Annotated in this window: 12 protein-coding genes and 1 riboswitch; of the genes, 7 read left to right on the top strand and 5 right to left on the bottom strand. The window is 53.9% G+C overall.

Going from position 1 to position 14,331, the window contains the following annotated elements; all coding sequences use genetic code 11:
- The 3 genes from B498_RS13465 to B498_RS13475 all read left to right on the top strand — a co-directional run bounded on the left by B498_RS13465 (window position 1) and on the right by B498_RS13475 (window position 3,222).
- Window positions 1-432, top strand: coding sequence for a protein-tyrosine-phosphatase (locus B498_RS13465; protein WP_008500885.1), 432 nt, complete (start codon window positions 1-3; stop codon window positions 430-432).
- A gap of 17 nt (window positions 433-449) precedes the next feature.
- Window positions 450-2,630 carry a polysaccharide biosynthesis tyrosine autokinase gene (locus B498_RS13470; RefSeq protein WP_008500884.1) on the top strand — a complete coding sequence of 727 codons (2,181 nt, stop codon included), beginning with the start codon at window positions 450-452 and terminating at the stop codon, window positions 2,628-2,630.
- Between the two features lie 76 nt (window positions 2,631-2,706).
- Complete coding sequence (locus B498_RS13475) at window positions 2,707-3,222, top strand: protein disulfide oxidoreductase (protein ID WP_008500883.1); 516 nt, start codon at window positions 2,707-2,709, stop codon at window positions 3,220-3,222.
- A 36-nt stretch (window positions 3,223-3,258) separates the two neighbouring features.
- Here B498_RS13475 and B498_RS13480 read toward each other — a convergent pair whose 3' ends face one another.
- The 3 genes from B498_RS13480 to B498_RS13490 form a co-directional block, all read right to left on the bottom strand.
- The gene (locus B498_RS13480; RefSeq protein WP_008500882.1) at window positions 3,259-4,725 is read right to left on the bottom strand and encodes a pyridoxal phosphate-dependent decarboxylase family protein; all 1,467 of its coding nucleotides are present in this window, start codon (window positions 4,723-4,725) and stop codon (window positions 3,259-3,261) included.
- Between the two features lie 18 nt (window positions 4,726-4,743).
- Complete coding sequence (locus B498_RS13485) at window positions 4,744-6,120, bottom strand: diaminobutyrate--2-oxoglutarate transaminase (RefSeq protein WP_032622864.1); 1,377 nt, start codon at window positions 6,118-6,120, stop codon at window positions 4,744-4,746.
- A 332-nt stretch (window positions 6,121-6,452) separates the two neighbouring features.
- Entirely contained in the window at window positions 6,453-7,460 is a 1,008-nt protein-coding gene (locus B498_RS13490; RefSeq protein ID WP_008500880.1) for a LacI family DNA-binding transcriptional regulator, read from the bottom strand.
- Between the two features lie 238 nt (window positions 7,461-7,698).
- On the opposite strand from B498_RS13490, the gene B498_RS13495 reads away from it, so the two are divergent.
- Both B498_RS13495 and B498_RS13500 read left to right on the top strand, forming a co-directional pair.
- On the top strand, window positions 7,699-8,940 hold the full coding sequence (locus B498_RS13495) for an MFS transporter (RefSeq protein ID WP_008500879.1): 1,242 nt from the start codon (window positions 7,699-7,701) through the stop codon (window positions 8,938-8,940).
- A gap of 16 nt (window positions 8,941-8,956) precedes the next feature.
- The gene (locus B498_RS13500; protein WP_008500878.1) at window positions 8,957-10,390 is read left to right on the top strand and encodes a glycoside hydrolase family 32 protein; all 1,434 of its coding nucleotides are present in this window, start codon (window positions 8,957-8,959) and stop codon (window positions 10,388-10,390) included.
- Window positions 10,391-10,468: 78 nt separating this feature from the next.
- Here B498_RS13500 and B498_RS23270 read toward each other — a convergent pair whose 3' ends face one another.
- Window positions 10,469-10,930 carry a hypothetical protein gene (locus B498_RS23270; RefSeq protein ID WP_071530958.1) on the bottom strand — a complete coding sequence of 154 codons (462 nt, stop codon included), beginning with the start codon at window positions 10,928-10,930 and terminating at the stop codon, window positions 10,469-10,471.
- Window positions 10,931-11,152: 222 nt separating this feature from the next.
- Window positions 11,153-12,004 carry a YadA C-terminal domain-containing protein gene (locus tag B498_RS13505; protein WP_008500876.1) on the bottom strand — a complete coding sequence of 284 codons (852 nt, stop codon included), beginning with the start codon at window positions 12,002-12,004 and terminating at the stop codon, window positions 11,153-11,155.
- A gap of 615 nt (window positions 12,005-12,619) precedes the next feature.
- Window positions 12,620-12,716: riboswitch (TPP riboswitch) on the top strand.
- A gap of 35 nt (window positions 12,717-12,751) precedes the next feature.
- On the opposite strand from B498_RS13505, the gene thiM reads away from it, so the two are divergent.
- Together thiM and thiD are read left to right on the top strand one after the other, a co-directional pair.
- Window positions 12,752-13,522, top strand: coding sequence for a hydroxyethylthiazole kinase (gene thiM / locus B498_RS13510; protein WP_008500875.1), 771 nt, complete (start codon window positions 12,752-12,754; stop codon window positions 13,520-13,522).
- Complete coding sequence (gene thiD / locus B498_RS13515) at window positions 13,519-14,319, top strand: bifunctional hydroxymethylpyrimidine kinase/phosphomethylpyrimidine kinase (protein WP_008500874.1); 801 nt, start codon at window positions 13,519-13,521, stop codon at window positions 14,317-14,319. The genes thiM and thiD overlap by 4 nt, the downstream gene beginning before the upstream one ends.
- Window positions 14,320-14,331 lie beyond the last annotated feature (12 nt).

The raw sequence follows: 14,331 nt of genomic DNA, 5'->3' as shown, positions 1-14,331 counted from the left end.
ATGTTCCATTCGATCTTAGTGGTCTGCACCGGCAATATTTGCCGCTCACCCATTGGTGAGCGGCTATTGCGTCAGCTATTACCCGGCAGGCAGGTCACCTCTGCAGGTATTTTCGGACTTGAAGGACGCCCGGCGGATGCGAGTGCGCAGGCTGTGGCCTTGCGTCACGGCCTTTCGCTGGAGGGGCACGTTGCCCGCAGGGTGACGTGCAGTCTGTTGCAACAGTCCGACTTGATTCTGGTGATGGAGCCGGAACACCTTCGTTTTATTGCCACAATGGCCCCGGAGAACCGGGGAAAATCGCTGCTATTTGGACAATGGCTGGAAACCCAGGACATTCCCGACCCGTATCGCAAAAGCCGTGAAGCCTTTGAATATGTTTTCGGGCAATTGGGGAAAGCCAGTCAGGAATGGGCTCGTCGTTTGAGTTAACAAGGAATGAAGCCGTAATGTCGTCTTCTAAATCAGACAAATATAGTGCTGCGACACCGCAGAATAACGAAATGGATCTCATTCAGTTGCTTGCTGAGATGTTCGATCACCGGGTAATGATCGCGTGTGTTACGCTTCTGTTCACGGTATGTGCGGGGATCTACGCCTTCAGCGTCACGCCGGTTTATCAGGCTGATGCCCTGGTGCAGGTCGAAGCGAAGCAGGGCAACGCGCTGCTCAAGAACCTGACCTCGCTCAGATCCGATCTCTCACCCGATGTCGCTCCAGAACTTTTACTCCTTAAATCACGGATGGTCCTCGGACAGACCGTTGATCGGTTAGGGCTGACCTACGAGGTTAATAGGCGCTTGTTCCCCGTCATTGGGGCTTTCTGGGAGCACGTTCACGGGCGCAACCCCGCTGAAATCACGATTGGCTCGCTGAATATTCCGTCTGTGGAGGGGGATCCACAAACGCTTTTACTCACTGTTCTTGAGCAAGGGCGATATCGTCTTGAGGGACAAACGCTTGAGGCAGAAGGCATTGTTGGAAAAGCGCTACTTAAAGAGGGCGTCTCTCTTCTGGTGACCTCCCTCAATGCGGCACCGGGAACCCAGTTTACCCTCAACATCGTTACCAGGCTTGAGGCGATCAACGCCATTCAGAGCAGACTGACGGTTGTGGAGTCGTCGAAACAGAGTGGAATGATCGCCTTAACGTTAACGGGTGACGATCCCGGCAAGACCGCTACGGTACTTAATACGATTGCCGAAAATTTTCTCAGCCAGAACATTGCGCGCCAGGAAGCTAAAGATTCCCGTAGCCTCACGTTCTTACAGGATCAGTTACCTAAAATCAGTCGCGAACTGGATGAAGCCGAGGCGCGACTGAATGCTTATCGAGAGCAAAGCGATTCGGTCGATTTATCTCTTGAGGCAAAGTCGGTTCTTGATCAGGTGGTTAACGTGGAAAATCAGCTTAACGCGCTGACGTTTCGCGAGGCAGAGGTCTCTCAGCTGTTCAAAAAGGACCATCCCACCTACCGTGCTTTACTGGAGAAAAAACAAACGCTTGAGCGGGAACGCGCGCGCCTGTATAGCCGCGTCTCCTCCATGCCATCCACGCAGCAGGAAATATTACGCCTGAGTCGTGATGTTGAATCCGGGCGCGCCGTATACATGCAGTTACTGACGCGTCAGCAAGAGCTGAGCATCTCGCGCTCCAGCGCTATCGGGAATGTGCGGATCATAGACCCGGCGGTGACGCAGCCGGCCCCTGTCAAACCGCGCAAAGCCCTCATCATTCTGTTTGGTATGATGATAGGGCTGCTCCTCTCTGCCGGAACGGTTTTAGTGCGTTCCGCCTTCAAGCGGGGCATTACCTCGTCAGAACAACTGGAAGAGTTCGGGATGCCGCTGCTGGTAACGCTTCCGCGCTCGGTATGGTTATGGAAAAAAACGCACCTGCGAAGGAGAAACCTGTTTACTTCCCACTGGAAGCACAGGATATCCAACGTGCCTTTCCTGCCCATTGACCGTCCGGCTGATACGTTTGTCGAGGCGATGCGTGGGCTGCGCACCAGTTTGCATTTTACCATGATGGATACCGCAAACCGGGTTGTCGTGGTGTCTGGCCCCACGCAGGACTGCGGAAAGACGCTGGTCAGTACTTCACTGGCGTCGATTGTGGCACAGGCCGGACAGCGGGTGCTGTTTATTGATGCGGATATGCGTAAAGGGTATGTCCACAATGTGTTCAGGCTGAACAATCATCGGGGGTTGTCCTGCGTGCTCGACGGAACCGTTGAGTGGCAGGAGGCGGTTCAACGCTTTGAGAAAGGCGGTTTTGATGTACTGACCTGCGGACCTCAACCTACGCATCCCGTTGACCTGCTCATGAGTGAACGCTTCCAGGATGTGATGGCGCAGATTGAAAAGCGGTATGACATCGTGATTATCGACACTCCACCTGTGCTTGCCGTGACGGATGCATTGCTGATCGCCAGAGCAGCAGCCACTACGCTGCTGGTCGCTCGCTTTGGTAAAACCAGCGTGAAAGAGATCGAGACCAGCCTTAAGCGTATGGAACGGATGAACGTAAAGGTGAATGGCGTGATCCTCAATGACATTGTGAAATCGGCGGCGCTCTATTACAACTCGGGGTATAGCGCTTACGACTATGGCTATACCCGGGAGTAACCCTGGCGCGACATTTCTTTACAGCGTGATGGTGTATTGCCCGTTAAGATGACCTTCGTTAAAACGCGAGGTCACAATGGATAACTGCAAAATCAATCGACTGCGCCGCTGGGCGCGGGAAGGGGTAATACTCGTTCTGCTGACGCTGGCCGTGGCGTGGGGAGTTGATCAATACCGAAAACCGACACTTCCCGCCAGTTTTAGTGCAACACCGATGACGAGCATCGACGGAAAAATGCATGATATTGCGGCGCTCAGCCAGGAGCGTCCGCTGCTGATCTACGTCTGGGCGACCTGGTGCAGCATTTGCCGTTACACCACGCCTGCGGTTAATCAGCTGGCAGAAGAGGGCGGGAACGTGGTGAGTATCGCCATGCGCTCTGGTGATAACGCAAAGCTTGCACGCTGGGTTGACAAGAAACAGCTTAAAATGCAGGTGATAAACGATGAAAACGGTGCGCTGTCGCAGGCGTGGCAGGTGAGCGTGACGCCGACGTTAGTCATTGTATCGAAGGGGAACGTGGTCAGTACCACAACGGGCTGGACGAGCTACTGGGGATTAAAAATCAGGATGTGGTGGGCGGGCTTATAAGAATAACCCCTCTCACGGCGGGAGAGGGGTTTTATATTACTTAGCCAGAACTTCCTGCGCGGTGCGCTCAACCAGAGACAGCAGGATTTTGATATCTTCCAGCGTCACGGTTGGGTTCAGCAGCGTCAGCTTCAGGCAGGTCACGCCGTTATGCTCGGTCACGCCGACGTTTGCACGGCCGGATTCCAGCAGCGCATCACCAATTTTCTGGTTCAGCAGGGTGATACCGGCATCATCTGCCTGCACCTCGCCACGGAAGCGGAACAGCACGCTTGCCAGCTGCGGCTGCATAACCAGTTCCAGCGCAGGCTGCGCTTTCACGTACGCCGCAACCTGCTGTGCCAGGGTCACGCCGTGATCGATGATCGCCGCGTATTGCTCCTGACCCAGCGCTTCCAGGCTCATCCACAGCTTCAGCGCGTCGAAACGACGGGTGGTCTGCAGCGATTTGGACACCAGGTTCGGCACGCCGGCTTCTTCGTCGAACTCAGAGTTCAGGTAAGCCGCCTGATAGCGCATCAGCTCATAGTGGCGCGCCTCTTTCAGCAGGAAGGCGCCGCAGCTGATGGTCTGGAAGAACTGCTTGTGGAAGTCCAGGGTGACGGAATCCACCAGCTCAATGCCGTCCAGGTAGTGACGATACTGCTCAGACATCAGCAGCGCGCCGCCCCAGGCCGCATCAACGTGTACCCAGATGTTCTGCTTCGCCGCCAGTTCAGCAATGGCGCGCAGCGGATCGATAGCGCCGGCATCGGTGGTACCTGCCGTTGCGACGATCGCCAGAATCTGCTCGCCGTTCGCATTACACTGTTCGATTTTCGCCGCCAGATCGGTCAGATCCATGCGGGAGAATTCGTCCGTTTTCACCTGCACCACGGACTGGTAGCCCAGACCCATCAGCGCCATGTTTTTCTGCACGGAGAAGTGCGCGTTTTCAGAGCACAGTACGCGGATCTTACGCAGATCGCCCACCAGACCGTCCTGCTGAACGGAGTGACCCTGACGCGCAAAGAACGCATCGCGCGCCAGCATCAGGCCCATCAGGTTGCTCTGGGTTCCGCCGCTGGTGAAGACACCGGCGTCGCCAGCCTGATAACCCACGCGGGTACGCAGCCACTCGATCAGTTTGATCTCGATGATGGTTGCGGACGGGCTTTGATCCCAGGAGTCCATACTCTGGTTAGTGGCGTTGATCAGCACTTCCGCCGCCTGGCTTACGACCAGGCTTGGGCAGTGCAGGTGCGCCACACACTGCGGGTGATGAACGGACAGGCTGTCTTTCAGGAAGAACTCCACGGCGCGTTCAATCGCCGCTTCGTTGCCCAGCCCTTTCGGGTTGAAATCCAGCTTAATACGGTCGCGCAGTTCCGCGACCGTTTTGCCCTGGTACATCTCAGGCTGTTTCAGCCACTGCATCACAGCCTGAGTGCTTTGTTCAATCGCCTGCTGGTAAGCTTCAATGCTCTGCGCAGAGGAGAACAAAATTGGGTTTGAATCAGACATCGTAATCAATAACTCCGGTTACGCCGGGCGAACGCCCGCAGCAAGCAGTGCCTGCTCAAATTTATCCAGGAAGATCTTCAGCTCTTCATCGCTGATCAGCAGAGAAGGCAGCAGACGCAGAACGATACCGTTACGACCACCGCGCTCCAGAATCAGACCGGCTTCGAAGCACTTCTTCTGAATCAGTGCAGACAGCTCGCCGTCGCCCGGGAAGCAGCCCATGTGGTCAGCGGCTTCGTGCGGCTTAACGATCTCAATACCGATCATCATGCCCAGACCGCGAACGTGACCGATAACCGGATAACGTTTCGCCATCTCTTTCAGCTGGCCTTTCAGCCATTCGCCCTGTGCCGCCACTTTGCCTGCGATGTTCTGGTCTTTCAGGATTTTCAGCGTCGTCAGACCGGTTGCCATCGCCAGCTGGTTGCCGCGGAAGGTACCGGTGTGGTGACCTGGCGCCCATGCGTCGAACTGCTTTTTGATACCGAGTACGGCCAGCGGCAGACCGCCACCGACTGCTTTAGACATCACGATGATGTCTGGCTCGATGCCCGCGTGTTCGAAGGCGAAGAATTTACCGGTACGGGCAAAGCCAGCCTGAACTTCGTCGAGGATCAGCAGAATGCCGTGTTCCTGAGTCACTTTACGGATGCGCTGCAGCCACTCAGCCGGAGCCGGGTTCACGCCGCCTTCGCCCTGAACCGCTTCCAATATCACCGCAGCAGGTTTACGCACGCCGCTTTCAACGTCGTTGATCAGGTTATCGAAGTAGTAAGTCAGCGCTTTCACGCCCGCTTCACCACCGATACCCAGCGGGCAGCGGTATTCGTGCGGGTAAGGCATGAACTGCACTTCTGGCATCATACCGTCTACCGCTTCTTTCGGTGACAGGTTGCCGGTCACGGACAGTGCGCCGTGGGTCATGCCGTGGTAACCACCAGAGAAGCTGATGATACCGCTACGGCCGGTCACTTTTTTCGCCAGCTTCAGCGCTGCTTCAACGGCGTCAGCACCGGATGGACCGGTGAACTGCAGGCAGTACTCTTTGCCCTGGCCAGGCAGCAGAGAGAGCAGGTATTCGGAAAACGAGTCTTTCAGAGGCGTTGTCAGATCCAGAGTATGTAACGGCAAGCCGCTGGTAATGACATTTTGGATGCTTTTCAGCACATCAGGATGGTTATGGCCAAGCGCAAGGGTCCCTGCACCTGCTAAACAGTCAAGGTATTCTTTATTATCTGCATCGGTGATCCACACGCCTTCTGCTTTAGTGATGGCTAAAGGCAGTTTGCGCGGATAACTCCTGACGTTAGATTCAAACTCGGCCTGACGGGCCAGATAGGTTTCGTTGCTTTTGTGGGCATCTACGGTGTCAATACGGACTTTATCCGTCATCATATCACTCCTACAACCGCCGCTTCGTTATGAGCCACGATTGAATAAAAAGTTAAAAAACAGAAGGGGCCTGAAAAAAACGCCGCCAATATAGAGCCTTTTGCCACGGGGCTCAATGGTTAATTTGTTTACTGTTTTGTGACACGTGTGTATAGCGAGGAAATATCCCCTTTTTTAAAATGAAAATTGTATTTTATGCCAAATAAAAACAGCTAGTTACAGGCTATTTGCCCGGTGTGTAAAGTCGCAGAAAAGAGTGTGACAAATCGTGCCATTGAACGGCATAAAAGGAGGGAAGCTTTCCCTGTTTATCCGGCAGGTGCAGAAAACGGTGCTCACGTTGCCTGTGCAACGGAATCACGCAGTAAAAATGGACTTTCTACGCGCGTGGTTTCCTGATGTTCTTCACCGTTAATAATATGCAGGGCGCTCAGGCGACCAATTTCATAGTGCGGCAGTTGTACCGTCGTGAGAGGAGGAAGGAACAACTCCCCAATGCCCACCATATTGTCATAGCCGATCACCGCGACGTCGTCCGGTATACGAAGCCCTTGTCCCAGTAGCGTCTGGTACACCATAAACGCGATACGATCGTTACCGCAGATAACGGCGTCGAACCTGGGAATGCCATTCTGCATGTGCGCCAGCAACACGGCCGGAATGTCGCGATAGTGCTCATCGCCGAGTGCCATATAGCAGTGCTCCAGGCCGTCCGGATCGAGCCCCGCTTCACGGCATGCACGCTCCAGCCCCTGACGACGGCGGGTTGTGGCCAGATGCCCCTCAGGTAAATGCAGGCAGAGAGGGCGTCGATAACCCTCCGCGAGTAACGCCCGCACGGCGGTATATTGCCCCTGCTCATCATCGGGAATATAGCTGGCGACCTTTTCGCCGTCGCTTTCGCAGTTGGCCAGCACGCAGGGAAGGGTGAGGAGTTTGGCCGGGAGAGGAACCTGACGTAACCCCATGGTGGTGTAGATAATTCCGTCGGGCCGATGAGAGAGGAGAAGGTCGACAATGGCGTCCGGATTGTCATCGGTAAACATATTCATCACGAAGCTGTTCCAGCCGTGCATTCTGGCCGTTTCTTCAATAGACAGCGTGATCTCCACCGAGAACGGCGTCGTCACCGTATCGAGCGCCAGTACCCCTATGGTTTTAGGCGAGGCATGCGCGCCGCGTATTTTCTTGGCGGACAGATCGGGCACGTAGCTGGTCTGCTCGATAGCCAGCTGAACGCGCGCCAGCGTTTCCGGCTTAAGGCGCTCCGGGCTGTTCAGCGCGCGGGAGACCGTCATCAGCGATACGTTAGCCAGCTTTGCGACGTCCTTCAGGGAAGCCATTGTCTTACTCCGTGAATGCTCTGCGTGAAAGGGTATACAACTAAGTCGCTGATGTAAAAGAAAGGCTGATGCCCAGGCCGGGTCATGTTTACCTCAGTGATGAATATTTGATCGCGATCTCATTCTCTTAATGTTAACGTTAACTTTCGTGATTAACATCTTAAATTTCAGCCAAACAGCATGAGAAAACGTAAATGTTAACGTTACCATTGCGTCATTACTCCAACATGAGAATGTCATGATGAAAACGCATCACTCTCACAGCTACCCTTTATTAAGCGCATTACTGTTTTTCTTTTTTGTCACGTGGTCATCTTCCGGCTCGTTGCTCTCTATCTGGCTTCACCAGGAGGTGGGGTTAAAGGCAGGGGATACGGGGGTCATCTATGCCGTGCTGTCTGTCTCCGCGCTGTGCGCGCAAATCTGCTACGGCTTCATTCAGGACAAACTCGGCCTGCGAAAAAACCTGCTCTGGTTTTTGACCAGCCTGCTCATTCTTTCCGGTCCGGCCTTCCTGCTGTTTGGTTATCTGCTGCAGATTAACGTGTTGCTCGGCAGTATTTTCGGCGGGATTTATATCGGGCTGACGTTTAACGGCGGGATTGGTGTACTGGAATCCTATACCGAGCGCGTGGCCCGCCAGAGTCAGTTTGAGTTTGGCAAGGCGAGGATGTGGGGATCCCTTGGCTGGGCGGTGGCAACCTTTTTTGCTGGTCTGCTGTTCAACATCAATCCGAAGCTGAACTTCGCGGTGGCGAGCTGCGCCGGGCTGGTGTTTTTTGTGTTGCTGGCGCGCCTAAGAGTCTCTTCCGCGCCGCACGCCATGCAGGAGGCGGTATCCGGCGGTAAGGTCACGCTGGAGGATGCCTTACGCCTGTTGACGCTGCCGCGCTTCTGGGCGCTGGTGTTTTTCGTTATTGGCACCTGTATTTACGGCGTCTACGACCAGCAGTTCCCGGTCTATTTCTCCTCACAGTTCCCGACGTTGCAGGAAGGAAACGCCATGTACGGCTATCTCAACTCCTTTCAGGTTTTCCTGGAAGCGGCGGGCATGTTCTGCGCCCCGTGGCTGGTGAATCGCCTCGGTGCGAAAAACGGCCTGATTTTCGCCGGAATGGTGATGGCGATGCGTATGGTGGCATCGGGTCTGGTTGAGGGACCGGTATTGATCTCCATTACCAAGCTATTGCACGCGGTTGAACTGCCCGTTTTGCTGGTCTCCATCTTTAAATACAACAGCCTGCATTTTGATAAGCGGCTCTCTTCCACCCTCTATCTGGTGGGCTTTGCCTGTACAAGCTCGGTGATTGCCTCGGTGCTGTCGCCGCTGGCAGGTTACAGCTATGAGAAATACGGCTTTGCCCAGTCCTATCTCATCATGGGGCTACTGGTCTTCAGCACCACGTTTATCTCCATCTTCCTGTTGCGCTCGGGTAGGTCCTCTTCTGACCCGCTCATGCCGCAACCTTCCACCATCTGATCGAAAGAGTAGAGAAATGATGTATTCCATTACGAAAGCAGAACAGGAACTGCAGTCCAGGCGCGAAGGGCTTAACCTGCGCTGGTACCCCCGTTACCACCTCGCCGCGCGTGCTGGCTGGATGAACGACCCGAACGGCCTGGTCTGGTTTGACGGCTGGTATCACGCCTTTTATCAGCACCATCCGTATTCGACCCAGTGGGGGCCAATGCACTGGGGCCATGCGCGCAGCAAAGATTTAGTCCGCTGGGAGCACCTGCCGGTTGCGCTGGCCCCGGAAGGGCCGGACGACAAGGACGGCTGTTTTTCCGGCTCAGCGGTGGTGGATGGCGACACGCTGGCGCTGATTTACACCGGCCACAAATTCCACGGCGATCCAGACGATGAGGCTAATCTCTACCAGGTTCAGTGCCTGGCAACCAGCCGTGACGGCATCCATTTTGTGCGGCACGGGACAGTCATTGATACACCGCCCGGGCTGCATCACTTCCGCGATCCGAAGGTATGGCGTGAAGGGGCGTGGTGGTACATGGTCGTTGGCGCGCGCGAGGGGGATACGGGCCAGGTGCGTGTGTACCGGTCTGCCGATCTGCGCGAGTGGCAGGACAGGGGCGTGCTCGCGGTGGCTGAAAAAGAGCTGGGTTATATGTGGGAATGCCCGGACTTTTTCACTCTCAATGGTAAACGCGTGCTGATGTTTTCGCCTCAGGGACTGGCGGCAGACGGATTTAAACATCGCAATCTCTTCCAGAGCGGCTATCTGGTAGGCGAATGGCAGCCTGGTCAGCCTTTTGTGCGTGAAGGTGAATTTGTGGAGATGGACTACGGGCATGATTTCTATGCGCCGCAAAGTTTCCTGACGCCGGATGGCCGACGCATCGTCATCGGCTGGCTGGACATGTGGGAATCCCCGCAGCCGGAACAGGAGGATGGCTGGGCAGGTATGCTCTCCTTACCGCGCGAGCTGACGCTGAGTGCCGATAACCATCTGCAAATGCAGCCAGCCAGAGAAGTTGAAAGCCTGCGCGGGGCGTGGTTCCCCTGGCCGATAAGTACGCTTAATAACCAGCAGATGACGCTGGTGGAACACTGCGATGCGATGGAGGTCATTCTGCAGTGGGATTGCGCCAACAGCAGCGCGGAGCAGTACGGCATTCGTCTTGGCGACGGGTTACGCCTTTATGTTGATGCGCAGATGCAGCGCCTGGTGCTGGAGCGAGACTATCCGCAGTATGGCCTGTGCGGGACCCGAAGCGTCGCGCTTAACCTTAGCAACGCGCTTAATCTTCGTTTGTTCTTTGATAGCTCCTCCGTGGAAGTGTTTGTTAACGAGGGTGAGGCGTGCCTCAGCAGCCGTATATATCCTGATGCCGACTGCCGCGAGCTGGCGTTATTTGCCTGGATGGGAGGGGCATCGCTTATTCACGGCGGGGCGTGGCTGCTGGAGTAAATCTATTAACGAGCTAAAACAAAGCCCCATAAACATGGGGCTACGTAAATCTTATCAGGTGGTAGCGTCCTGCAAAGATCACATTTTTGATAATTGTGCGTTTACAACTCTCTCTTTTTCGACAACCAGCTGCATAATATAGCTACCCTTGTGCCATGAACCTTTATTTGGCTTCCAGCCTTTCGAAAGCAGATATTCAGCAGCATCAGAGACAGGCTTATTCATAACGTGATCCGCATCACCTGATAACTTTTTTAAATCACCGCTTACTTTGGCTGGCTTGCTATCACAACGACCGGCAGCATCCATAACCTGAGTGCAGCCTTCAGGAAGGCGCCTGTGCGCTGACTGTGCAAGTTGAGCAGCATTCTCTAAAGCCTGTTTTTCAGCCGCAGCGTTAATGGCTGTGGTGCGGTTTTGCTCTGCACTATAACAAGCATCTTTACTCACTCCTTTGCTTTGACAATCAGCCATCCGTTGAGCTGGTGAGGAACACGCAGCAAGAGATAATATAGCCGCTACCATCATTAACTTTTTCATTATTGCCTCAGTAATTACAATTATAAATATAGGTGCCTAACATCAAGCCGATCCATATCCCTAATAAAATAAAAGTGAGATACAAAACAGCGGAAATAAAAATGTACTTTGTCATTTTTGTGCTAGCAGCAATGTATTGAGTTATAGCCAGCTAATTAAACTCAATGGTGAGTTTTTTAGCTGATTGGCGGTTTGCTGGCATTTTAATTTAATATTGTTAAATCACCATCCGTAAGATGCGGACGCCGCAACAATTTCATCACCGTTGGATGTACCTGATGTAGAGAGGGTAGCGGCTATATTCTCAGCGAACTTATGACGGTAACCGACTGCGTAACCTTGCGCATCTTTGAAGTTGGCAGCACCGACGGCAACCGCGTTATCGGTATCAACGTAATGCAAACCAGCAAGAGAAGCAGCGCCAGCGATACCAGCACGATATTCCTTGCGATCCTCATTCTGCTGATTCTCCAGAGAAGAGAACTTAGCGTTATTTTGACTCTCTAACGCAGTAATACGTGATTCATGATTCGCTAATTGTGCGCTGTGATTCTGAATCGTCGTTTCTTGTGCTTGCTGGCGTGACTGAACGTTAGCAACAGCAGCTTTGTTAGCAGCGGCTACCGTTTGTGCATCAACCGCTAAAGATTGCGCATAAGCGCCCGTATTAAATGCCTGAGTCGCTTTGTCAGAGGCATCCTGAAGGGCGTGATCTTGTCTATCCTGATCGGCGTTGAAAATGCTTTTATCTACCTTACCTGCCAGCGCTTGAGTGTTAGCGTTTACGCCATCTTGAGCGGTGTTAGCTGTATCTTGTGCTTTATTAATAGCTGTATTTGCTCTTTCAATATCGCCCTGAAGGTTATAGATTTGCCCGTCTTGCTTAATGTTACTCCCCTCGATGTTATCAAGGTTATAGGCGGTTTTATCGGTACCCTGAATTTGAATGTGAGCACCTGGATTATTGACGTTATCGTAAAGGTTTACGTTTACTTCCGCAGCATTTGCAGTATTCATTGAACCAGCGAACACAAAACCAAAAACAGCGATAGCTGTTGTATTTAAATAGTTCATTTTAAAGCTCTCATCATCACTACAAGAAAAAATAAAGTAAGGGCGCTATCCTGGCGGGAAGATACAACGTCTTGTTATATCTGTATAAATTCGATAATAAGGTTGATGATTTTGGTTTGATAACTTATTTCGTAACGTGCAGTAACTATCTATGAATGTGTAATTTTGATTATTGATCTAAATCATAAATAGCAGGAATAGCTAAACGAGTCGATCCAGAAAGGCTCGGCTTAATAATCTTATAATACAATAAGATAGCCGTTTATAATTGATGGAGGTGAAATTAGATATAAAACACTAATACATTAATTGTATTTAAGTGTTTTGATTAAAATGGGTTAATAATACACATAACAGTTTATGTAAATTTATGGGTTTTTGCCGATTATTTATTATCGAACCTTTCATCAGCTTCGAATGAAAATGAACTCAGCTCATTTTTGTTCCGGGATATACCAGGAAAAAATATTTATGTTGAAGATGCTAGCGAAAACGTGTTTAGGGAGATTCATAACGCGAACGCTGCCGTGATAAATCAAAACTCCTTGCGCCTGGCCTGTGGCCACGGTTACACTGATTGAGAACATTGATTTTAATAAATCATTGTTTTAAAAGTATTTTGACTCGGGGTGCCCTTCTTTGTGAAGGCTGAGAAATACCCGTATTACCTGATCTGGATAATGCCAGCGTAGGGAAGTCAGATGCCTTCCCGGTCATCGCTTCTTCACGCAAGGCAGGAGCGAACCCATGCAGCCTGACCTGCTCGATTTACACGTTTTACACCACTTCCGAACCCGTTCTCCGCTGACCCACTGTATGACGAATGACGTCGTACAGACCTTTACGGCCAACGTTTTGCTGGCACTGGGCGCATCTCCGGCGATGGTGATCGAGGCCGAAGAGGCCGAGCAGTTTGCCGCGATAGCCGATGCGCTGCTGGTTAACGTTGGCACGCTGACCGCGCCGCGCGCCCAGTCGATGCGTCGTGCTATTGAAAGTGCGGTAGCGGCAGGCAAACCCTGGACGCTGGACCCGGTTGCCGTGGGCGCCCTGGCGTTCCGCACCCGGTTTTGCCATCAAATCCTTGCCCTGAAACCGGCCGCCATTCGCGGCAATGCTTCCGAAATCCTTGCCCTCGCCGGGATGAGCGCGGGCGGGCGCGGCGTCGATACGACCGATACCGCCGCCAGCGCGGTGCCTGCTGCCCAGGCGCTGGCACGGCAGATCAATACGATTGTGGTGGTCACCGGCGAGGTGGACTACATCACGGACGGGCAACGCACCCGAACGGTAACCGGCGGTGACCCGCTGATGACGCGCGTGGTGGGAACCGGGTGCGCGCTCTCTGCCGTTGTGGCGGCGAGTTGCTCGCTGCCGGGTGACCGGCTGGATAACATCGCCGCCGCCTGCGGATGGATGAAGCGGGCCGGAACGGTGGCCGTTGCGCACTCGCGCGGCCCGGGCAGTTTTGCCAGCGCGTTCCTCGACGCGCTCTACACGCTGGAGGAGCAGGCATGAAGCGGATTAACGCCCTGACCATTGCCGGCACCGATCCCAGCGGCGGCGCGGGTATCCAGGCAGACCTGAAAACCTTCTCGGCGCTGGGCGCGTACGGCTGCTCGGTCATCACCGCGCTGGTGGCGCAAAACACGTGCGGCGTGCAGTCGGTCTACCGCATCGAGCCAGATTTTGTTGCCGCGCAGCTGGATTCGGTGTTCAGCGACGTGCGTATTGATACCACCAAGATCGGCATGCTGGCCGAAACGGACATTGTGGAAGCGGTGGCCGAACGGCTTAAGCGCTATCAGGTGCAAAACGTGGTGCTGGATACGGTCATGCTGGCAAAAAGCGGCGATCCGCTGCTCTCCGCCTCCGCCGTCGAGACGCTGCGCAATAAGCTGCTGCCGCAGGTGGCGCTCATCACGCCCAATCTTCCGGAAGCCGCCGCGCTGCTGGGCGCGCCGCACGCGCAAACTGAACGGGAAATGAAAGAGCAGGGCAATGCGCTGCTGGCGATGGGCTGCGGGGCGGTGCTGATGAAGGGCGGGCATCTTGATGATCCGGAAAGTCCGGACTGGCTCTTTACCCGCGACGGCGAAGTACGCTTTACCGCGCCGCGCGTGCAGACCAAAAATACCCACGGCACGGGTTGTACGCTCTCGGCCGCACTGGCGGCGCTGCGCCCACGTCATGAAAGCTGGGCCGATACGGTTAGCGAAGCAAAAGCCTGGCTCTCGGCGGCGCTGGCAAAAGCCGATACTCTGGAAGTCGGTCACGGTATTGGGCCGGTACACCATTTTCATGCATGGTGGTAAGCCAGTATACTG

The sequence above is a fragment of the Enterobacter sp. SST3 genome (assembly GCF_000286655.1).
GTDB classification, from domain to species: domain Bacteria; phylum Pseudomonadota; class Gammaproteobacteria; order Enterobacterales; family Enterobacteriaceae; genus Enterobacter; species Enterobacter roggenkampii.
Note: the sequence above shows the minus strand (reverse complement) of the source record. Positions and strands in the feature narration are given on the sequence as shown.